This is a genomic window from Haloferax sulfurifontis ATCC BAA-897 (assembly GCF_000337835.1).
GTDB classification, from domain to species: domain Archaea; phylum Halobacteriota; class Halobacteria; order Halobacteriales; family Haloferacaceae; genus Haloferax; species Haloferax denitrificans.
Genome location: NZ_AOLM01000020.1, coordinates 132,113 through 152,195 on the forward strand (window position 1 = coordinate 132,113; position 20,083 = coordinate 152,195).

Here is a 20,083-nt window from a genome sequence, read left to right on the forward strand (position 1 = left end):
CGCCCGGCGCTCATGAGGATTGCGCCCCGGACGACCGCGAGCCGTCGCCGTCGGAACCGCCGGCGTCGCCCCCGTCGTCGCCGCCGTCGGTGCGGCTCGTGTCGGTCGTCGCCCGGCGTTCGACCTTCCGGAGCACCTCCGGCCGACCGACGACGTAGAGCGTGTCGCCGGCCGCCAGTTCGCGACCCCGGCCGGGAATCGCGTCGACCGGGCGGTTCGAAGACCGGATGGCGACGACCGTGGTGTCGACTTCCGAGACCGGCGCGCCGTCGAGGTCGGCACCGGCCGCGACGGTCGTGACCGCCATCGTCTCGTCGGCGTTCCGCAGGAGCGACGCGAACTCGCGGTCGACGTGGGGGTCCGCGGGGAGCGTCACGAGCCGGTACTGCTCGCCGCTCGTCAGGCGCTCTGCGTCCTCCGCGTCGAGGGCGACGGTCGCCACGTCGTCGGCGACGCCGCGGAGTTCGCCGAAGGCGACGCGGGTCGGCGCGGCCGGCGCGGTCGGCGCGTCGGTGCCGCCGTCGGACAGCGAGCCGGTGTCTGGCCCGCCGGCGGGCGTCTCGGCCGATTCGACGGCGTCGGTCGCCTCGGGCGGTTCAGATGCGTCCGCGGAGCCGCCGTCCGACGGTTCGTCCTCCTCGTCGCCCGCGTCCGGTTCCGGAACCGACCAGACCTGCACGGGGTCGCCGGCGGCCGCGCCGGAGCCGGGGTCGCCCCGAATCGCGACCGCGACGGTGCCGGGCGCGAGCGTCGGCCCGAGGCCGGCCGCGCGACTGCCGAGCGCGAGATAGGACACCTCGCTCTCGCCGGCTTCGAACTCCACGTCGACGTGGCCGACGCCGTGGTCGTCCTTGATGCGCGTGGCGAGTCGGTCGCGGAGTTCGGCCTCGCTGAGCCGCCGAGGGAACAACAGCGTCTTCCCGCTCAGCTGGGTCTTGACGGTCTTTGCGACCGGGTCGTAGCCCTCGATGTCGCCGATGTCCTCGGGGAGCGTCACCGACGTGACGCGGCCGACGGTCCGGACGAGTCGGCTCACGTCGGCGTCGAGTTCCTTCGCGCCCGCGACGGCGAACACGTCGGTCGCGAGTCGGTCGCCGGCGACCCGGCCGACCGGCGCGATGAGCGCCCCGCCGGCGAGCGACCCGATGTTGAAAAGCACGGTGTCCAGTTGGAACACCTCGGTCTCGCTACCGGTGGTGAACGCGCCGAACAGGCCGATGGTGTTCAGGTAGAGCGCGACGACCGCGGCGCCGAACAGCACCGCCAGCGCCCGCGGGATTATCTCCCGGGTGTACCAGCGGTAGAGAAGCGAGGCAATCGCCGAGACGATGAACGCGCCGACGACGAGGCCGATGAGCCGGAGCACCGGCGGGACGAGCGCGTCGTCCGCGGCCGGAATCGACACCTGCCCGGCGGTCGCCGACTGCCCGACCGCCGCGAACAGGTCGGCGGCGGGGGCGGCGGAGGCGAGCGCGACCGACATCACGCCACCACCTCCTCGAAGCGGGTCAGGTCGCTTCTCGACCCGACCGCGTAGACGGTGTCGCCGGCGGAGACCGCTTGGTCGCCCCGCGGCGCAATCGTCCAGTTGCCGCCGTGGCGGACCGCGAGGACGGCCACGCCGTAGGCGTCGCGGACGCCCACCTTTCCGAGCGTCACGCCGTCGAGCGGCCCGTCGGCCCCGACCGAGAGCCGCGAGAAGCGTTTGCCGGCCCGGCGGAGCAGGGAGACGAGTTCGAACTCCCGGCGGACGCCGCGGGAGGCGACGACGAACCGGTCCACGTCGCTCCCGAGGAGCGGTTCGACCTCCCCTCGGTCGACCGCGAGCGTGACGCGGCCCTCGCCGCCGACGGCCGTGGGGGCGCGCGGCGCGGCCTTCGGCGCGTCCGCGTCGTCCTCGTCGTCCTCGGGTTCGCTCAGGGCCTCGACGACCGATTCGACGCTGGCGACGGTCGCCGTGACGGTTTCGGTGCCGCCGTCGGTGACGACGACCACCTCGTCGCCCTGCGCGAGTCCCGTCGGCACGAGCGCCGTCACCGACACCGCGCGCTTGCCCGCCGGGAGGCGCTTCGAGAGGCCGCCGACCGGGGCCGCCGCGGTGACGGTGGCGCGGGCTCGCTCGTCGATTCTGACCTCGACGGCGGCGAGGTCGAACTCGTTCTGCAGGCGGTCGGCGAACCGCGATTCGAGCTCCACGAGCGGGATGTCGGCCGGGAACGTCCACTCGCCGTTTCGGATGCCGGTGCGGATGTCCAGCGGGACCGGCGGGTAGCCCTCGATGTCGCCGACCTCGCCGGTGACGGTGACGCTGACCTGCCCGCGGCCGCCGACGAGTTCGACCACGTCCGTCGACAGCGACCGCTCTGTGAGCTTTCGAAGCGACATCTTCCGCGGGATATCGTTGGCGAAGGCGTCGCCGCGGTTGTGCGCGTACAACGAGCCCATCAGGACGACCAACAGCGCGACCGTCAGCCTGACCTGGTTGTCCGACTGCGTAATCGAGGGGTCGGCCAGCGCCATGAGACCGCCGCTCGCGCCCGCGATGGCGACGCTGAGGACGACGACGGCGAGGCCCGGGACGGTGACGCCGGTGACGTAGCGGAACCCGAAGCCGAGGAGCCACGCGACGGCGGCCGGCACGAGCCCCGTGAGGATGCCGAAGTACAGCCCGTAGACGACTTCGACGGGGAGTGAAGCCATGGGCCGGTACACTCGCCGACGGGATAAAGGCGTGACGGCGCGCCCGTGACGGGCCGATACCCGACCGCTTTTGCCCTCTGACGCCAGAACTGGGAAAGACATGGCTTCCGTACGCGAGTGGGTCGGTGCCCGCGCGACCATCGGGACGGTGTTCGTCGCCGCCGTCCTCTCGGTCGCCATCGGCATCCTCAACATCAGCGTCCCGGTGAGCGGCGGCGTGCTGGCCGCGTACATCCCGGAGGCGGTCCGCATCACCGCCGGGTTCACCGGGACGCTGACGGGCTTTCTGCTCCTCGCGAGCGTCTTCGGGCTCCGCCGCCGCTACCGCGCCGCGTGGTACTCGGCCGCGATACTGCTCCCGGTGACGGCCGGGCAGGGGCTCGTCCAGTCGCCCGAGCGGGCGGCCCCGCTCGTCGGCCTCTCGCTTATCAGCCTCGCGCTCTTGGTGTTCAACTACAGGGCGTTCGACCGCGACCTCGACCTGACGGCGACACAGCTGTCGGCGCTCCTCGCAATCGCGGGGGCACAGACGTACACGACCGCCGGCGCGTGGGCGCTCAGAGAGCAGTTCAACGGCATCGAGACGCTGTTCGACGCGTTCTACTTCGGCGTCGTCACCGGGAGCACGGTCGGCTACGGCGACATCTACCCGCAGACCGCCATCGCCAGGCTGTTCGGGATATCGGCGCTCCTTATCACGGTGGCGACGTTCGCCGTGGCGCTCGGTGTCCTGCTCACGCCCGCAATCGAAGCGCGACTCACCAAGGCACTCGGACGCATGACCGAATCACAACTCGACATCCTGGAGAACCACATCCTCGTCCTCGGCTACGGGGAACTGACCGAACCGATTCTCGAAAAGCTCGGCGACCGCGCCCGCGTCGTCATCGTCACGCCCGACGAGGCCCGCGCCAAGCGCCTCACCGACCGCGGCTACGCCGTGGTCACGGACGACCCGAGCGACGAGGAGGCGCTCCAGCGAACCCGCGTCGACGCCGCCCGCTCCGTCGTCGTCGCCACCAACAACGACGCCGAAGACGCGCTGGCCATCCTGACGGCGCGACAGCTCAACCCCGACATCCACATCGTCGCGTCGGCGACCCAGCGGGAGAACGAGCGGAAACTGCGCCGCGCCGGGGCCAACACCGTCATCAGCCCGGCGGCGCTCGGCGGCCACTTCCTCGCCGAGTCCGCCGTCGGCGGGAGCGGCCTCGAAACCATCGAGGAACGACTGCTCGACGAACAGCCCACCGACCCGCCTACCGACCCGCCCGCCGACGGGACGACCGAGGCTGACGGGACGACCGAGGCTGACGGGACGGGCGAGTCAGACGAATCCGAACCGGACGGTCGGAGCTGACGAGGCCGGCGACCCCGGTCGCAAGCGCGAACTGACGCCGACGCCGACTGCTCCGCTCCGCGTCGCTCCCTCTCCGCTTAGTGCCCGCGGTCGAACACCGCCACGTCGCAGTCTATCTCGCGGATGCGCTCGAACGTCGGCGGCGCGATGAACCGCGAGGCGGGCGAGCGGTCGCCGCTGGAGCCGAGCACCACGAGGTCGTAGGTGGCGGCGTTGGAGGCGATGAAGCCGGTCACGTCGGCGCGGGCGACCCGCGTCTCGATGTTGCCGTCGGCCGTCTCGACCAAGTTGGCGAGCTTCGACTCCGCGGGGCGGCGCTCGACCTCCGAGGTGATGCAGGTCGTGACGCTCACGCTCCCCGTTTTCCCGGCGAGGCGGGTGGCGAAGTCGATCATCGCGTGGGCGGCGTCGCCCGGCCGCGAGACGAGCACGAGGATGCGCCGCCAGCGGTAGGTCTCGCCGGTCGAGCGGAACGCCACGGTGTCGTACGACCCGCCGAACAGCCCGCGGATGTAGTCCGAAAGCAGGCCGCGGTCCTCCTCGTAGGGCGTCACCACGAGGTCGGAGTTGGTGTTCGCCGCGGCCTCGGTGGTCGCCGTCAGCGGGTCGCCGCGCGCGACGGCGATTTCGACCGGGACGCCCAACTGGGTCCGAAGTTTGTGGGCGCAGGATTCGAGGCGCTCGACCGACGCGTCGGTCTCGGCGTCGAGGTCGGCGTCGGCCTCGCCCTCGGCGCCCGAGTTCGCGTCGCTCTCGTCGGCCGGCGTCGGCGGGAGCACGTCGAGGAGGACGACTTTCCCGGCGCTGTGGGCGGCGGCGAGTCGGGCGGCGAAAAAGGCCGTCTGGGTCGCCGTCTCGCCGCGCATCGGCACGAGGACGTGGTCGTCGCCGCGGACGGTTCCGTAGAGGTACTCCGCGCGGCGCTCGTAGAACTGCTCGCGCCAGACGGTGAAGGCGATAGCGATGACGAAGCTGGCGAAGAAGATGCTCACCACGTACTCCTCGGGGTTCACGTCGCCCGTCACGAGCGTCAACAGCGCCGTCGAAAACGCGGAGGGCGCCTCCACGTCCAGCGCCCACGTCGTGACCCCCGCGAGGAAGATGGCGAGCGCCGCCGCCGACGGGTGGACGACCGCGGTCCCGGTCGGGCCGTAGGCCCACCCGGCGAAGCCGACCGCGACGAGGCCGCAGAGCGCGCCGACCGTGAGGGCGACGACGAACTTCACGGGCGAGGCGTACCGCCCTTCGGGGTCCGAAAACAGCGTGTACGACCCCGACGCGAGCGGCGGGAAAAGCAGGAACGACAGCGTGCTGACCGAGTTGGAGATGAGCGTCACCCCGGCGATGAGCACGGGGATGATGAGGAGAATCGAGAGGTGAAGCAGGTTGTTCGTGTTCTCTATCCAGCGGCCGAACGCCACCTTCTCGCGCCGCTCTATCCGGCGGATTCGGGTGCGAAGCGCCCCGACGCGTGCGACCGCTCGGGCCGCGAGGTGGCGGACGTCCACGGTGCTCGTCTACGCGAGGTCGGCGACCGCGTCGAGCGTGATGGAGATGGCGCGCTCGACGTTGTTCTTCGCCTTCTCGGGGAGTTCCTCGTCGGAGTCGGCTCCCTTCTGGGTGCCGGCGACGAGGTTGCCGTCGACCGTGCAGATAGCGCCGGCGCGGAGGCCCCGGCGGCGGGCGAGCGAGAACACCGTCGCGGCCTCCATCTCGATGGCGAGCAGGCCGGCGGCGTTCCAGTCTTCGACGTACTCGTCGGACTCGTTGTAGAACGCGTCGTCGGAGACGATGGGGCCGACGTGGACGTCTTCGTCGTTCGCCTCGGCCGACTCGACGAGCGAGGTGAGCACGTCGTAGTCGGGGACCGCCGGGAAGACTTCGGACTCGTAGCGCTTCGAGGTGCCCTCCTCTTTGGCCGCGCCCGTGGCGACTATCATGTCGCCGATTTCGATGTCCGCTTGGAGCGCGCCGATGGTGCCGACGCGGATGAACGTCTCCACGCCGACGCGGGCGAGCTCCTCGATGGCGATGGCGGCGGAGGGACAGCCGATACCGGTCGAGGAGATGGTGAGCGGGACGCCCTCGTACTCGGCGTTGACGACCTTGTACTCGCGGTTCTGCGCGACTTCCTCGACGTTGTCGCACTGCTTTGCGATGCGGTCGACCCGCCCGGGGTCGCCCGGGATGAGCGCGATGTCGTTCACGTCGCCTTCTTCGACGAGGAGGTGGGGCTGTTTCGCCATGTACCGACCCACTCGGGTCGCGGGCAAAAACGACGCGGTTCGACCGGGGGGCGGCGTCGACCCGGCCGACCATCGCCGCGCGCTCGCGCTCGTCACGCCCCGACGCCGACGCCCTCGACTGCCAGACAGTCAGCCCCGACCGAACTCGCGATTATCGTTCTCGGGGTCGTATCGTGTGTATGGTCGAACACGTCCTCGTTCCCTTCGACGGGTCGCCGCTGTCCGAGAGCGCGCTCGAATTCGCCTGCGCGGAGTTCGGCTCGCGGACCATAACGGTGCTGTACGTCGTCGACAGCCACACAGACGACACCGCCGCAATCGGGTGGGGCGACCACCCAAGCGAGTGGGACGACTGGCTCGAAGACCGGCGGGAGCACGCCGAGGAGCTCTTTTCGCGGGCGCAGGCGGGAATCGCCGACGAGTACGGCGTCTCGCTACAGACGGGGGTCGCGGTCGGCAGAGTCGCGGAGATGGTCCTGCGCGCGGCCGCCGAGTACGGCGCGGACCTCATCGTCGTCGGAACCCACGGCCGCCCGCACCTCGAGGAGTTCGTGCTCGGGAGCGTCGCGGAGTCGCTCGTCCGGCAGTCGGAGCTCCCGGTGGTGACGATTCGATAGCCGTCGGTCTCACGTGAGCCCGGTGAAGACCACCGGCGCGAGGACAAGAAGCGTCGCGCCGAAGACGAGCGAGGAGCGGAGCCACTGCCCGCGGACCGCCGTCGCGCGCTCCTCGTAGATGCGCCGGCCGGCCCGCGGGAGGACGAACCGGGCGAACGCGACGTAGATGAACGCCACGACGACCGCGGTCGCGACGAGGTGCGAGGGGAGGTCGACGCCGGCGACCCCGAGGTCCGGCGCGACGGCGTCGGTCGCGAGGTAGACGACCGCGTAGAGGACGCCCGCGAGCCCGCCGGCGGCGTGGTGGGCGACGTTCGCGTCGCCGAAGCTCACCTCGTCGGGCGTCGTCCGGCGGACGACCGCCGCGGCGACGTACGCCGGGGTGAAGCCGTCGTCTTGTCGCCACATCGGGATGGCCATCACGACCGCGGCCGCGACGCCGACGACCGCGCCGAGAAGCAGTCGCCCGGCGACCGCGCCGAGGCTCGACGCGGCGTCGAGGGCGGCGACGGTGGCCGGGAGGAGGTCCAACATCGTCCCGACGAATGGCTGGTGAGGATAAAACTGGTCGGGTCGTCGCCGAGCGGCGTGGCGGGCGGCGGCTCAGCCCTCGACGAGGTCGTCCAGCCGCCGCCAACTGAGTCGCGTCCGCGCTCCCGGTTCGGCCGCGGTGAGCGCGCCGCAGGCGTTGGCGACTGCCAACGCCCGCTCGTAGGTTGCCTCGTCGAGGCGGGCCGCGATGAACCCCGAGGCGAAGGCGTCGCCCGCGCCGGTCGTGTCCACCGCGTCGATGGGGTAGCCGGGGTGGACGTGTCGCTCGTCGCCGTCTCTGACCTCCGCGCCCCGCGGGCCGTGTTTGAGGACGAGCGTCGCCCGCGCGAGCGCCTCGGCCACGTCGGACACGGGTTCGGCGTCGGCGCTCCGGCCGCGTTCGACCGCCGCCTCGCCGAGCGCGGTGGCGGCCTCGCGGTCGTTGAGAAAGACGTAGTCCACCTCGCGGAGCGCGTCGGCGTAGCCCCGGTCGCCGACCCGCCGGCCGGGGTCGAAACTGACCGTCGTGTCGACCTCGTGGGCCCGTCTGGCGAGCGTCGCGGCCGTCTCGGGCGACTGGCTCGTCAGGTGGAGGTGGTCGGCCGACGCGAGCGGGTCGGTCGGGAGGTCGGTCGCCTCGAACGCCTCGTTGACGCCGGGCGAGCCGAGGACGAACACCTCGCCCGCGGCGTCGACGACGATGTACTTGACCGTGGTCGGGCCGCGGTCGACGCTGACGACGTGGCGGCAGTCGACGCCCTTCGAGGCGAGTTCGGCGACGGCGGCGTGGCCGTGTTCGTCGTCGCCGACGCTCCCGAGGAGCGCGGCGGGCACGTCGAGGCCGACGAGGCCGCTGGCGACGTTGGCGGCGCTCCCGCCGCCCGCGCCGACCCGCGACTCGACGGTCGCCTCGCCGTCCGGCTCCGGCAGGGCGTCCACGCGGAGGGTGACGTCCCAGTTCACGTGGCCGGCGCAGATGACACGGGACATGCGTCCGCGTAGGTCGGTTCGCCTGTGGGATAACTCCCTCGGGTCGGGCGACTACGGAGCGCGGGGAAAGAGCGTGAACGCGGAGGCGGGCGGCCCCCCAGCCGAATCCCGGCCTCAGCCGGCGATGGCGAACAACAGGAGGTTGTGGACGCCGGGGCCGAGGCCGACGGCGGCGACGAGGCCCAACAGGAGCGACCCCTCGGTCGGGTCCTCGCGGACGTAGTCGGCGAGGAGGGCGACCACGAAGCCGGCCACGGCGAGTTTCACGAGGACGAACAGCCAGCCGACGCCGAGGGCCTCGGCGGTCGGGAGCGCCGCGGCGGCGTCGAGGATGACGCGCGACAGCGGCGTCCGCTCGCCGAACCCGAGCACGTCGACGCCGACGGCGGTCGACAGCGCGTCGAGGGCGTGCCCGAAGATTGCGAGGAGGCCGAGCGACCCCGCGGCGGCCGCCTCGGGCGCGAGTCGCGTCACGACCCGCCACGTCAGCGGGCTGACGACGAGCGCCGCGACGAGCGCGACGCCGGGCCAGACGACCGAGAGCGTCCCGGCGGCGAGGCCGATGAACAGCGCGAAGCCGGCGAGCCCGGCGGCGACGAGCGCGCCGGGGGCCGCGAGCGCCGGCGGCGAGGCGAGGTCGGTCGCGTCGAGCGCGAGCCACGTCGCGCCGGCGACGACGGCCACGGAGAGATAGACCGCGGGCGTGCCGGCGAGCGGTTCGACCGCGGGCGGGAGCGCGTCGACGACGTAGAGCACGTGGAGCGCCGACCCCGCAACCATCCACGGGACGAGCGCGAGGACGTGCTCGGGCGTGACCGTCGGGCGCGTGCGAGTCAGTCCGACGCCGACGCCGACGAGCCCCGCGGCGAGGGCGACGAGGTAGGGAAGCGGCGGGAGCGCGAACCCCTCGGGGAGGATGGCCATGCAGGAGGCGCGGCGGGGCGGCGTGAAAGCCTTACGTTCTTTAGCCTCGGGTCGCCTCCACCGGGTATGAACCGAGCCGACCTCGCCCCCCGAATCGACCACACGGTCCTCGGACCCGAGACGACGATTGCCGACGTGGAGGCCGTCCTCGACGACGCCGACGAGTGGGGGCTGAACGCCTGCATCCCGCCGTGCTACGTCGCCGAGGCGAGCGAGTACGCCCCGGACGTGTTGCTGGCGACGGTCGTCGGCTTCCCCCACGGCCAACACACGACGACGGCCAAGCGCGAGGAGGCCGTCGACGCGTGGCAGGCCGGCGCGGACGAACTGGACATGGTCATCAACGTCGGTCGGCTCAAGGCCGGCGAGGACGACCTCGTGACCGAGGACATCTCCGAGGTCGTCGCGGCCGTCCCGATTCCGGTGAAAGTCATCATCGAGACGGCGCTTCTCACCGAAGAAGAGAAACGCCGCGCCTGCGAGGCGGCCGTCGAGGCCGACGCCGCCTTCGTCAAGACCTCCACCGGCTTCGCCGACGGCGGCGCGACGGTCGAGGACGTGGCGCTCATGGCCGAGTACCTGCCCGTCAAGGCCTCCGGCGGCGTCGGCTCCTACGACGAGGCGGTCGCCATGTTCGAGGCCGGCGCAGAGCGCATCGGCGCGTCGTCCGGCGTCGACATCGTCTCCGGCGCGCCCGAGAAGTAGGTCGGCAGTCAAGCGGTCTCGCAGTCTCGCGGTTTCGCGGTCATCGATATATCCCGAACGTCGCGGGCCCAACATTGATTGTTCGACTCCCGAGAACCCAGTACCATGCTCCGAGGCGAACAGGCCGTTCAAATCGTCGTGATTCTCGTGTCAGTGCTTGGGCTCTGGGTCGGCGCGCGGCTGTTGGTCGACGCCGCCGTCCGGTCGGCTCGGAGATTCGGGCTCTCGGAGCTCACTATCGGACTGACAATCGTCGCAATCGGAACCTCGACGCCGGAGCTCTCTGTCGCGGTCGACGCCGCGTACAAAGGGCTGGGCGATATCGCGGTCGCCAACGTTCTCGGCTCGAACATCTACAACCTGGCGTTCGTGCTGGGCGTCATCTCGCTGGTTCGGGTGATTCCGGTCGCGGAGTCGCTCGTCTCCCGCGACGGCGTCGCCCTGTTGGCGAGCACGCTCCTCGGCGGGGTGGTCCTGTTCGACCTCCGGGTCACGAGGCTCGAAGGAGTCCTCTTAGTCGGGGCGTTCGTCGCCTACACGGCGTTACTGCTCCGTAGCTCCCAGACAGAGGTCGACGGCGGAAGCGAACAACAGACCGAGCAATCGACCGACCAGTCGCTCGGCGACGACAGCGTGACCCGTTCGATAACCGAACGAATCGAGTTCCCCGGGCGGGACGCCGTGTTCCTCGCGGGCGGGTTGGCGCTGGTGTTGGTGAGCGGCGACTACATGGTGCTCGCCGCCTCGGAGTTGGCCCGCGGTGCCGGCGTCTCCGAGTGGGTCATCGGCGGCACAATCGTCGCGGCGGGGACGTCGACGCCGGAGTTCGCCGTCTCGCTGGTCGCGCTCCGACGGCGGAGTCTCGGGGTCTCCGTGGGCAACGTCGTCGGGAGCAACATCCTCAACATCACCGGCATCGTCGGCGTCGCGGCGGTCGCTCGCCCGCTCGCGGTGAGCGCCTCGGCGCTCGGGACGCTCTCGTGGCTGGTCGCGGTCACCCTCCTGATTGTCGCCGCGCTCTGGACCGGGAGAGTCCTCTCCCGTTTGGAAGGTGCCTTCTTTGCGACCTCCGAGGTCACGCGGTGGATACTGGGGCTCATCTGAGGGCCGCAGTCTCCCGAGACGGTCCTGTCGAGCGCCCCCTAAATCGCTCTCCTACTCGGCCCGCAACGCGACGAGCCGTCGCGGTCCGTCGTCGCCGCCGGATTCGACGACGAACAGCGCGTCACCCGCCGGCGTCGGGCCGGTCAGCGCGCGCCCCGCGAGGTCGTATCGCCAGCGCTCGGCTCCGACGCGAGTGTCACCGAGGCCGACGCCGCCCCCGGCGTCGTAGGCGACGACGCCGCCGTCGTCGCTCGTGTCCGAGACGAAGACGGTGTCGCCGGCACCGGCGGGCGGGGCGAAGAAATCGTCACCGCCCGCCCACGAGGGAGAGCCGGCACGCTTGTCGAAGGCGTCGATTCCCGTCCCGTCGGTCGAAAAGACGCGCCGGGGACCGACGACGAGCGAGCCGTGCGGCGAGGGCTCCTCGCGGTGCCAGTCCACGGCACCGGCGCGGAGGCCGCCTCTGAGGCGGGCGACGCCCGCGCCGAAGAAGCCCGCGAACACGTCGTTCGACTCGGCGATTGCGAGCGCCTGCACGCCCCCGGGGTGTTTAGTTCGCCACCGCCCGGTCGCGCCGCGTTCGACGCCCTCGTCGCGGAGCGCGACTACTTCGCCGCCCTCCGTGCCCGCGACGACGGTGTCGTACCGGGCCGCGAGAGACCGAACCGGACCGAACACCTCCTCGCGCCACTCGACGGCACCGTCGCTGGCGCGGACGCGATAGAGGTTCCCCGCGGTGTCGGAGGCGTAGAGGCGGTCGCGGTCCGGTTCGGGTCGGACGACGGGTGCCCAGACGCTCGACTCGGTCGGCGCGTGCCACGCCTCCTCGCCGTCGTGGGTGTACGCGAGCACGCCGGTTCTGGCCCCGACGTGGCCGACGTAGACGCGCTCCGAATCGACCGTCACCGACGAGCGGAACCCGCTCTGAGAGTCGCTTTCGACCGACCACTGCTCGGTGCCGTCGGCGACCGAGAACGCCCGGAGACGGTCGCTGGTGGCGAGGTACACCGTCTCGTCGAACACGACCGGGCGCGCCAGTTCGAGGCCGTTCACGTCGATGCCCCACGACTCGCTCGGCTTCGACGCCGGGCCGGTCGCGCGGGGGTTGTAGCCCGCCCCCTCCGGCGAGAAGTAGGGGTGTGGCCAGTCGGCGCGGCCGTCGCCCGTGGAACCTTCGTCGGCGCCGACACAGCCCGCGAGACCGGCGACTGCGCCGGCTCCGAGGGCTCCGAGGAACGCCCGCCTCGATGGCCCCGCGTCGGGTCGCGTCACGACTCCGACCCTCCAGCGTCCGCGGCTGTCCCCGCGGTCGCGGTCGTGCCCGCACTAGATGAATCGGCGGCGTCGCCGACGACAGTCAGGCTGAACAGGCCGTCGTCGCGGACGAGCGGGCAGAACACCCGGCGGTCGGTCGCGGCGAGCGAGTGGCCGACGTAGCGACCGAGCGGAATCGACCAGCGCTCGCGGTCGCCGAAGGGGCCGCCGCCGTCGGTTCGATTCAGGGCGACGAGTTCGCCGTGTCCCGTACCGACGTAGACCGTGTCGCCGACGACGCTCGCGGCGGAGACGGTCTCTCGCGGGTCGTACGTCCATCGCACCTCGCCGGTCGCGCTGTCGAGCGCCCGGAGCGACCCGCGGGCGGCGTAGAGGCGCTCGCCGTCGAACGCGAGTCGCTCGTGGACGCCGCGGTCGTCCTCCCAGACCACGTCGCCGTTCCGCCGGTCGAGCGCCGCGATGCGGTCCCAGCCCGCGATGTACACTCGCTCGTCGCCGACGACCGGCGCGACGGTCTCGACCGTCTCGGTCGGGACCTGCCAGCGGGCACGGCCGTCAGTTCCGAGGCAGTAGAGCCGCTGGCCCTCGGTGACCACGAAAATCGAGCGGAGGTTGACCGCGAGGGGACGCCGGACCGCGCCGAACAGCGACCGCGTCCACGTGACCTCGGCGGCGTCGATGTCGACCGCGCAGACGCGTTCGTCGTCGAGGCCGAGAAACAGCGTCTCGCGGTCGTTGGAGAACGCCGGCGGCGTCCGCGGGCGACCGGGGAGCTCGATAGTCCGGAACTCCCGGCCGGTGCGGGCGCGGTAGAGCGCGAGCCGGTTCGGGCCGTGGACCGTCACACCGAGCGAGTAGACGACGCCGTCGAGGACGACCGGCGCGGTCCACCCCTCGCCCTGTGCGGTCCACAACTCCTCGCCGGCGGCCGGGTCGAGCGCCCGCATCGGGTCGCCGGGCGTGTAGCCCACCCCGTCGGCGGCGACGGGCTCGGTGGAGTCCATCCCGAAGTCGGGTTCGTACTCGATAGTCGGCTCGGAGATGGCGTGCCTTCGCGGAGAAACGCGGTGTTGGCGTCGTCGTGGGCGTAAGTCGGCCAGCCGCGGTCGAAGCGGACCCCCTCGGGGAAGCCGTCGTCTGTCTGTCCCTCGCCGCCGCCGAGGCATCCGGCGAGACCGGCGGCCGCGCCCGCCCCGAGAAGGCGAAGCGCGCCGCGGCGGGTGCTGGTGCTGTTGGTGCCAGCGGCGGACGAAGCGACGCTGTCGGTCGCGGCCGAGTCGCGGGCGGAGGGCGAATCGGGTTGTGTCCTGCGGGAGCGCATCGACCACAACTGCACAACACCGTGACAAGTAACTTTTCGCCGGAAGCGGCGACGAGGGCGCGAAAGCGAGGGAAAAGCGGGGGAAAAGCGGGAGGAAGCGAAAGGGAGCGGAAGGGGCACTGAGGATGCGGGAACGCGGACGATAAAACAGGGATCGAGGTCGAACAGAATCGAGGTCGAACTCGTCGGCTCAGGCCGCGGGTCTGGTGCGGCGGGCGGCCGAGCGGTCGTGGAGCATGCTTCCGAGTGCGCCGCCGATAGCGCCGGGGATGCCCGCGAGGGCGATGATGACGACGGCCGCGGCGAACACGGTCAGGCCGAAGAACACGCCCGCGAACAGGACGTTCATGATGACGAGACCGATGGCGACGATAATCCCGCCGAGCGTCGTGCCGACGAGCCCGTTGAGCGCACCGTCGGCCGGGCCGGTCGTGACGATGTAGCCGGCGACGAGGCCGCCGATGATGCCCGTGAGGACGTAGCCGACCGTGGGGAGCGTGACGTTCGTGAACGGAAGCGCGAAGCCGCTGAGGATGCCGACGACCACGGTCGCGATGAACCCGTAGGCGATGGCGCGCGTGTTGAACTTCATAGCGACTCTAAATACAGCGTTTGAGATAATGAATTATGTTCGTTCTCAATCGGATAATACGGCCGGTGTGAGACTCGCGGGGGGCTGAGCGTCCGGCCGGCGCGATGCTCCGTGGGGCGTGCTCGTCGGTGTTCGTCGGACCGTTGCCGTCCGCGTCACGGGAGAGGCGCTCGCGGGGCGCTATCACGCCCCGCGGACGCCGGCAGTCCCGGGGGAGACCGCGGCGTTTTTGCCCGCTGACCCGGTACGTGGGGTAACCGAATGGCCCGATACCACATCGAGACATACGGCTGTACCTCGAACCGCGGCGAGAGCCGCGCCATCGAGAGCGCGCTCCGCGACGCCGGACACTACCGCGTCGACGGGCCCGAGGAGGCCGATGTCGCCATCATGAACACCTGTACGGTCGTGGAGAAGACGGAGCGGAACATGCTCCGTCGGGCCAAAGAGCTGGAGGCGGAGACGGCGGACCTCATCATCACGGGCTGTATGGCGCTCGCGCAGGGCAACGACTTCCGCGAGGAGGGCATCGACGCCCAGATTCTCCACTGGGACGACGTGCCGACCGCCGTCACCAACGGCGAGTGTCCGACCCCCGGCCCCGGCGTCGAGCCCGTCTTGGACGGCGTCGTCGGCATCCTGCCAATCGCCCGCGGCTGTATGTCGAACTGCTCGTACTGCATCACGAAGTTCGCCACCGGCCGGGTCGATTCGCCCTCGGTCGACGAGAACGTCGAGAAGGCGCGGGCGCTCGTCCACGCCGGCGCGAAGGAGCTCCGCATCACGGGACAGGACACCGGCGTCTACGGCTGGGACAAGGGCGACCGGAAGCTCCCCGAGCTACTGGACCGCATCTGCACCGAAATCGACGGCGAGTTCCGCGTCCGCGTCGGCATGGCCAACCCCGGCGGCGTCCACGGCATCCGCGAGGAACTCGCCGACGTGTTCGCCCGCCACGACAAGCTCTACAACTTCATCCACGCGCCCGTGCAGTCCGGCTCCGACGAGGTGCTCGAACACATGCGTCGCCAGCACCGCGTCGACAAGTTCCGCGACATCGTCGAGACGTTCGACCGGGAACTCGACTACTGGACGCTCTCGACGGACTTCATCGTCGGCTATCCGACCGAGACCGACGAGGACCACGAGCGGTCGATGGAACTGCTCCGCGAGATTCGCCCCGAGAAGGTCAACGTCACGCGCTTCTCGAAGCGCCCCGGCACCGACGCCGCCGACCTGAAGGGCCTCGGCGGGACGCTCAAGAAGGAGCGCTCGAAGGAGATGTCCGAGGCGAAGATGGACATCGTCGCCGCCGCCTACGACGAGATGGTCGGCACGGAGCGCGACGTGCTCGTCGTCGAGGAGGGCACCGGCGACTCCGTGAAGTGCCGCGACGAGGCCTACCGGCAGATTATCGTCCAGAACGCCACCGAACACGGCCTCGAACCCGGCGACTTCGCCCGCGTGACGGTGACCGCCCACCAGACCGTCTACGCCTTCGCCGAGCCGGTCGACGCACGGCCCGAACCGCGAGAGCCGACGGTCGCCTGAGCGGTCGGGGCCGCGCCGGTACGGTCGGTTCGTATCCCTGTTTTTCGCCGACGCCGGCAACAAGATTGATAGCGACGCGACGGCTGACAGCACCCGTGTCCGACGACAGCCCATCGGAGGCCCGAGCGTTCGCCAGAGACGCGCTGGAGACGGTCGCTCTCGTCGTCGCGGTCGGCGCGGTGCTGTTCGCGGTCAGCGGCGTGTGGCCGCCGATGGTCGCCGTCGAAAGCGGGAGCATGCAACCGACCCTCGAACGCGGCGACCTCGTCGTCGTGACTTCGGAGGGTCGCTACGTGGGCCCCGCGGCCGACGACCACGGCGTGGTCACGGCGAACGCGAGCGAGGGCTACGGGCGACTCGGCGGCCCCGGCGACGTCGTCGTCTACGCCCCGCCGTCGCGCGCCGAGTCGCCCATCATCCACCGCGCGGTCTTCCGGGTCGAGGACGGCGAGAACTGGTACGACCGGGCCGACGACTCGTACGTGGACGGCGCGGACTCCTGTGCCGAACTCCTGAACTGTCCCGCGCCGCACGCCGGCTACGTCACCCGCGGCGACGACAACGACTACTACGACCAGGCGCGGGGCATCGCCTCGCCCGTCCGGCCCGACTGGGTGCGGGCGAAAGGCCAGTTCCACGTGCCGTATCTCGGGGAACTGCGGTTAGAACTGCAGAAACTGCTGTGAAGCGTCGCCGACGCGTCAGCGACCGTCGCCGCCGTCGGGCGAGAACATGGTGTAACGCTCCGTCTCGTCGTCTTCCTTCCACTCGCCGAGCTCCCGCGGGTCGATGTGGACGAACACGTCGTCCACCTCGTCGATGTTCCGAATCGCCTGCACCACCCACGTCTCGATGTCGTGGGCCTCGGTAATCGTCATGTCGCCTTCGACCTCGATGTGGAGGCTCACGTCGATTTCGGGGCCGACGTAGTGGGCGACCACGTCGTGTGCGCCGTAGACGTCGGGGTGCGACAGCGCCGTCTGGACGATGAGCGCCCGGAGGTACTCCGGCGGGGCGGCCCCGACGAGGTAGTTCACGTTGTCGCGGACGATTTCGTAGCCGGTGTAGACGATGCCGATGGAGACGACCATCGCGGCCAGCGGGTCCAAGATGGGGTAGCCGAACTGGCCGCCGACCACGCCGACGAGCGCCGCGCCCGCGGTGAGGATGTCGTTTCGGTTGTCGACGCCGGCGGCGACGAGCGCGGGCGAGTTCTGCTCGCGGCCGACCGAGTAGCAGTAGCGGTAGAGGACGTACTTGAACACCGCCGCGACGACGAGGACGACGACGCCGAGCGTCCCCGCGGACCCGCCGTAGGTCCCCGCGAGAATACTGGACGTGCTCCGCCAGAGAATCGCTCCGCCGGCGGCGAAGATGCCGACCGCGACGAAAAGCGAGATGAACGGCTCGATGCGCTCGTGGCCGTGGGGGTGTTCCCAGTCCGGTGGCTTCGTCGTCAGATAAAGCCCGCCGAGGATGATGGTGCTGTAGACCGCGTCCGCGAGGCTGTTGACCGCCTCGGACCCGAGGGCCAGACTCCCGCTCGTCCACCACACGCCGCCCTTCCCGACGACGAGAAGCACGTTCGCCGCGAGGACGACGAATCCGACCCGCCGGATGGCCCGTCTGCGCTCCATTACCGTGGCTTTCGGGAGTGGGGTTCAAATGCGCTTCGGGGCGGAGCGGGCTATTAGACGCACTCGACGTGAGTTTTAGAGTCAGTCTAATTCGAAGCGAACCGCGTCGTCGTCGCCGTCGACGACCGCGCCGTCGAGGCCGGCGAACGCCTCGTGAAGCTGGTCGTAGGAGTCGTCGAGGGCCTGCACGAGCACCTTCGTGTCGGAGATGACCGGCATGAAGTTCGTGTCGCCGCTCCACCGCGGGACGACGTGGGTGTGGAGGTGGTCGTCGATGGAGCCGCCGGCGGCCGACCCGCCGAGGTTCTCCCCCGCGTTACAGCCGTCGGGGTCGAAGGCGGCGTCTAACGCGGCGAGCGTCTTCGATTTGAGCCGGGCGTGGTCGAGGAGTTCCGCGTCCGAGAGGTCGCCGAACTCGCCGGTGTGGCGGGACGGGATGACCATGACGTGGCCCGGCGCGTAGGGGTAGTTGTTCAGGAGGACGAACGAGTGCGGCGAGCGGGCGACGATTTTGGTCTCTCGGTCGTCGTCGCGCTCGGGGAGCGCACAGAAGGGACAGCGGTCGTCGTCCGGGTCGTCGGCGTCGGCGTCTTGGTCGTCGTCGCGGGCGACCCACTCGATGCGCCACGGGGCGAACAGTTGGTCCATGGCGGCTCAATGGAACCGGACGGGCAAGCCGTTTCGGTCTCGGGGCGACCGGTGCCGCCCGGCGTCACCCGACTACCGCGTGAGGTTCTCGTAGCCGTCTTCGGTGACGATGATGGTGTCTTCGGCCTGTCCGACCAGCGCGCCGTCTTCCTCTTTCAGGACGGGGTAGCCGCGGAGGATGCCCTGCTGTTCGAGCCGACGGATGGCCATCTCGGAGCGGCCGCCCTCGAACCAGCGGGCCGCGAAGGGGAGCAGTTTGTACTTCTCGCGCACCTCGTCGAGCAGTTTGCGCGACATGCGGTCGCGGACCGACCGGTCGTTGACGAGGCTGTAAATCTCGTTTTTCGAGCCCTCGGTGACCTTACCGGTGCCGTCGGTGGCGAACGGCTCGATGGCGACCACGTCGCCGACTTCGAGTTCGACGCCGCGCTCTGCGCCGCGGTTCGGGATGGTCGGGTCGGTGTGGGCGTCCCACTGCTCGACGCCGTGGCCCGAGAGGTTGAGGACGGGCGTGTAGCCGTAACCGCGAATCACGTCCTCGATTTCCGCGCCGATTTTCCCGGTGTGCGCGCCCGCTTCGACCATGTCGAGGGCGGCGTCGAGCGCCTCCTCGGCGGACTCGACGAGTTCGTCGTTGCCCGAGAGGTCGACGGTCACGGCGGAGTCGGCGATGTAGCCGTCGACGTGGACGCCGACGTCGAGACACACCATGTCCTCGCCGAACACGGTGTCGTCGTCGCGGCCGGGGCTGGCGTGCGACGCCTCCTCGTTGATGCTGATGTTGACCGGAAAGGCACAGCCGTCGGCGAGTTCGCGGATGCGCGCTTCGGCGTGTTCGGCGACTTCGAGGTGGGTGACGCCGGGTTCGACCATCTCGGCCGACTCGTCCAACACCGTGCGGAGGACCTCCCCTGCCTCTCGATACTTCTCGACCGTCTCGTCGTCGAGGGGTCCGATGCTCATGGGCGCGACTTCGCGGCCGCGCCGGAAAGCGATTGCGGGATGGCCGGCGACCGGAATCGGACCATCGCCCCCGCCCGGCGAGGTATGCCTGATAGTCTCTGCCACGTCTATATAGCACAACATTCCGAAACTAGCAACCCTTTCTTAGGCTGGGACGTTCTGAAATAGGAGAGAACGTTTCCAATGAGTGTCCCATCCTTCCACCCCGACGTCGCCGAGCAACACCTTCGAGTCGACATCGACGACTGGGACGACGTGTACGTCGTCGGCGACGTACACGGGTGTCTGCCGGCGCTCGAACGCCTCGTCGACCGGCTCGACCCCTCCGAGGACGACCTCGTCGTCTTCGTCGGCGACCTCGTGCGGAAAGGTCCCGACAGCAAGGGCGTCGTGGACTACGTCCGCGAGCGCGACAACTTCCTGACCGTCCGCGGCAACAACGAGGAGAAGCTCATCCGCGGCACGAAGGAGCTAGACGCGCTGACCGACGACGACCTCGAGTGGATTTCGAACCTCCCGGTCGCTATCACGTGGGACGGGGCCATCGTCGTCCACGGCGGCGTCCACCCCGAAAAGCCGCTCGACGAACACGACGTGGACGAACTCGAAAACACCCGGGCGATGAACCCCGGCGACAGCTACGACGGTCCCTTCTGGTTCGAGTACTACGAGGGCCCCGAACGCGTCTTCTTCGGCCACACCGTGATGGCCCACCCCGCCGTCTTCGAGCACGCGATGGGCCTCGACACGGGCGCGGTCTACGGCGGCGCGCTGACGGCGTACGACCTCCACGCCGACGAACTCGTCGCCGTCGACTCCGAGGTCACCCACGAGTCCCGCAAGGACTCGAAGATTCTCGAACCCCGCCAGCCCGCGCTGGTCTGAGCCGCGCCGCGGCGACGGTGGGAGCGACGGCCGA

At 70.4% G+C, this 20,083-nt stretch carries 19 protein-coding genes and 1 pseudogene; 7 read left to right on the forward strand and 13 right to left on the reverse strand.

The genetic code is table 11. The annotated features are described in order from the left end of the window. Positions 1 to 10 precede the first annotated feature (10 nt). Together C441_RS11820 and C441_RS11825 are read right to left on the reverse strand one after the other, a co-directional pair. Positions 11 to 1,483, reverse strand: a complete 1,473-nt coding sequence (locus tag C441_RS11820) for a cation:proton antiporter regulatory subunit (RefSeq protein WP_007275286.1) — start codon at positions 1,481 to 1,483, stop codon at positions 11 to 13. Next, positions 1,483 to 2,700, reverse strand: a complete 1,218-nt coding sequence (locus C441_RS11825) for a potassium channel family protein (protein ID WP_007275287.1) — start codon at positions 2,698 to 2,700, stop codon at positions 1,483 to 1,485. Before C441_RS11825 ends, C441_RS11820 begins: the two co-directional genes overlap by 1 nt. Before the next feature lie 100 nt (positions 2,701 to 2,800). On the opposite strand from C441_RS11825, the gene C441_RS11830 reads away from it, so the two are divergent. Continuing rightward, entirely contained in the window at positions 2,801 to 4,060 is a 1,260-nt protein-coding gene (locus tag C441_RS11830) for an NAD-binding protein (RefSeq protein ID WP_007275288.1), read from the forward strand. A 77-nt stretch (positions 4,061 to 4,137) separates the two neighbouring features. On the opposite strand, the gene C441_RS11835 is transcribed toward C441_RS11830, so the two are convergent. Further along, positions 4,138 to 5,568, reverse strand: coding sequence for a universal stress protein (locus C441_RS11835; protein ID WP_007275289.1), 1,431 nt, complete (start codon positions 5,566 to 5,568; stop codon positions 4,138 to 4,140). Positions 5,569 to 5,577: 9 nt separating this feature from the next. After that, positions 5,578 to 6,306, reverse strand: a complete 729-nt coding sequence (locus C441_RS11840; RefSeq protein WP_007275290.1) for a nucleoside phosphorylase — start codon at positions 6,304 to 6,306, stop codon at positions 5,578 to 5,580. A 179-nt stretch (positions 6,307 to 6,485) separates the two neighbouring features. On the opposite strand from C441_RS11840, the gene C441_RS11845 reads away from it, so the two are divergent. Then, a complete protein-coding gene (locus C441_RS11845) occupies positions 6,486 to 6,923 on the forward strand; it encodes a universal stress protein (RefSeq protein WP_007275291.1) in 438 nt (145 codons plus the stop codon). Positions 6,924 to 6,932: 9 nt separating this feature from the next. Here C441_RS11845 and C441_RS11850 read toward each other — a convergent pair whose 3' ends face one another. The 3 genes from C441_RS11850 to C441_RS11860 all read right to left on the reverse strand — a co-directional run bounded on the left by C441_RS11850 (position 6,933) and on the right by C441_RS11860 (position 9,368). Then, entirely contained in the window at positions 6,933 to 7,457 is a 525-nt protein-coding gene (locus tag C441_RS11850) for a hypothetical protein (protein WP_007275292.1), read from the reverse strand. A gap of 69 nt (positions 7,458 to 7,526) precedes the next feature. Next, positions 7,527 to 8,444: a carbohydrate kinase family protein gene (locus C441_RS11855; protein ID WP_007275293.1), complete on the reverse strand. Its 918-nt coding sequence runs from the start codon at positions 8,442 to 8,444 to the stop codon at positions 7,527 to 7,529. 114 nt (positions 8,445 to 8,558) lie between these two features. After that, positions 8,559 to 9,368, reverse strand: a complete 810-nt coding sequence (locus tag C441_RS11860; RefSeq protein WP_007275294.1) for a DUF63 family protein — start codon at positions 9,366 to 9,368, stop codon at positions 8,559 to 8,561. A gap of 66 nt (positions 9,369 to 9,434) precedes the next feature. Between C441_RS11860 and deoC the strand changes: the two genes are divergently transcribed. Both deoC and C441_RS11870 read left to right on the forward strand, forming a co-directional pair. Next, positions 9,435 to 10,073: a deoxyribose-phosphate aldolase gene (deoC, locus tag C441_RS11865; RefSeq protein ID WP_007275295.1), complete on the forward strand. Its 639-nt coding sequence runs from the start codon at positions 9,435 to 9,437 to the stop codon at positions 10,071 to 10,073. A gap of 105 nt (positions 10,074 to 10,178) precedes the next feature. Continuing rightward, complete coding sequence (locus C441_RS11870; protein WP_007275296.1) at positions 10,179 to 11,177, forward strand: calcium/sodium antiporter; 999 nt, start codon at positions 10,179 to 10,181, stop codon at positions 11,175 to 11,177. A gap of 51 nt (positions 11,178 to 11,228) precedes the next feature. On the opposite strand, the gene C441_RS11875 is transcribed toward C441_RS11870, so the two are convergent. The 3 genes and pseudogenes from C441_RS11875 to C441_RS11885 form a co-directional block, all read right to left on the reverse strand. Next, positions 11,229 to 12,449 carry an outer membrane protein assembly factor BamB family protein gene (locus tag C441_RS11875; RefSeq protein WP_007275297.1) on the reverse strand — a complete coding sequence of 407 codons (1,221 nt, stop codon included), beginning with the start codon at positions 12,447 to 12,449 and terminating at the stop codon, positions 11,229 to 11,231. After that, positions 12,446 to 13,773, reverse strand: a pseudogene (locus tag C441_RS11880) (outer membrane protein assembly factor BamB family protein). The gene C441_RS11875 and the pseudogene C441_RS11880 overlap by 4 nt, the downstream one beginning before the upstream one ends. A gap of 190 nt (positions 13,774 to 13,963) precedes the next feature. Then, positions 13,964 to 14,365: a DUF5518 domain-containing protein gene (locus C441_RS11885; protein ID WP_007275299.1), complete on the reverse strand. Its 402-nt coding sequence runs from the start codon at positions 14,363 to 14,365 to the stop codon at positions 13,964 to 13,966. A 261-nt stretch (positions 14,366 to 14,626) separates the two neighbouring features. Between C441_RS11885 and C441_RS11890 the strand changes: the two genes are divergently transcribed. Next, entirely contained in the window at positions 14,627 to 15,916 is a 1,290-nt protein-coding gene (locus C441_RS11890) for a tRNA (N(6)-L-threonylcarbamoyladenosine(37)-C(2))-methylthiotransferase (protein WP_007275300.1), read from the forward strand. A 95-nt stretch (positions 15,917 to 16,011) separates the two neighbouring features. Next, positions 16,012 to 16,602 carry a S26 family signal peptidase gene (locus tag C441_RS11895; protein WP_007275301.1) on the forward strand — a complete coding sequence of 197 codons (591 nt, stop codon included), beginning with the start codon at positions 16,012 to 16,014 and terminating at the stop codon, positions 16,600 to 16,602. Positions 16,603 to 16,617: 15 nt separating this feature from the next. Here C441_RS11895 and C441_RS11900 read toward each other — a convergent pair whose 3' ends face one another. The 3 genes from C441_RS11900 to map form a co-directional block, all read right to left on the reverse strand. Next, positions 16,618 to 17,553, reverse strand: a complete 936-nt coding sequence (locus C441_RS11900; RefSeq protein WP_007275302.1) for a cation diffusion facilitator family transporter — start codon at positions 17,551 to 17,553, stop codon at positions 16,618 to 16,620. An 81-nt stretch (positions 17,554 to 17,634) separates the two neighbouring features. After that, on the reverse strand, positions 17,635 to 18,201 hold the full coding sequence (locus C441_RS11905) for an HIT family protein (protein ID WP_007275303.1): 567 nt from the start codon (positions 18,199 to 18,201) through the stop codon (positions 17,635 to 17,637). A 72-nt stretch (positions 18,202 to 18,273) separates the two neighbouring features. Then, on the reverse strand, positions 18,274 to 19,164 hold the full coding sequence (gene map, locus C441_RS11910; RefSeq protein ID WP_007275304.1) for a type II methionyl aminopeptidase: 891 nt from the start codon (positions 19,162 to 19,164) through the stop codon (positions 18,274 to 18,276). 183 nt (positions 19,165 to 19,347) lie between these two features. On the opposite strand from map, the gene C441_RS11915 reads away from it, so the two are divergent. Continuing rightward, the gene (locus tag C441_RS11915; RefSeq protein ID WP_007275305.1) at positions 19,348 to 20,049 is read left to right on the forward strand and encodes a metallophosphoesterase family protein; all 702 of its coding nucleotides are present in this window, start codon (positions 19,348 to 19,350) and stop codon (positions 20,047 to 20,049) included. Positions 20,050 to 20,083 lie beyond the last annotated feature (34 nt).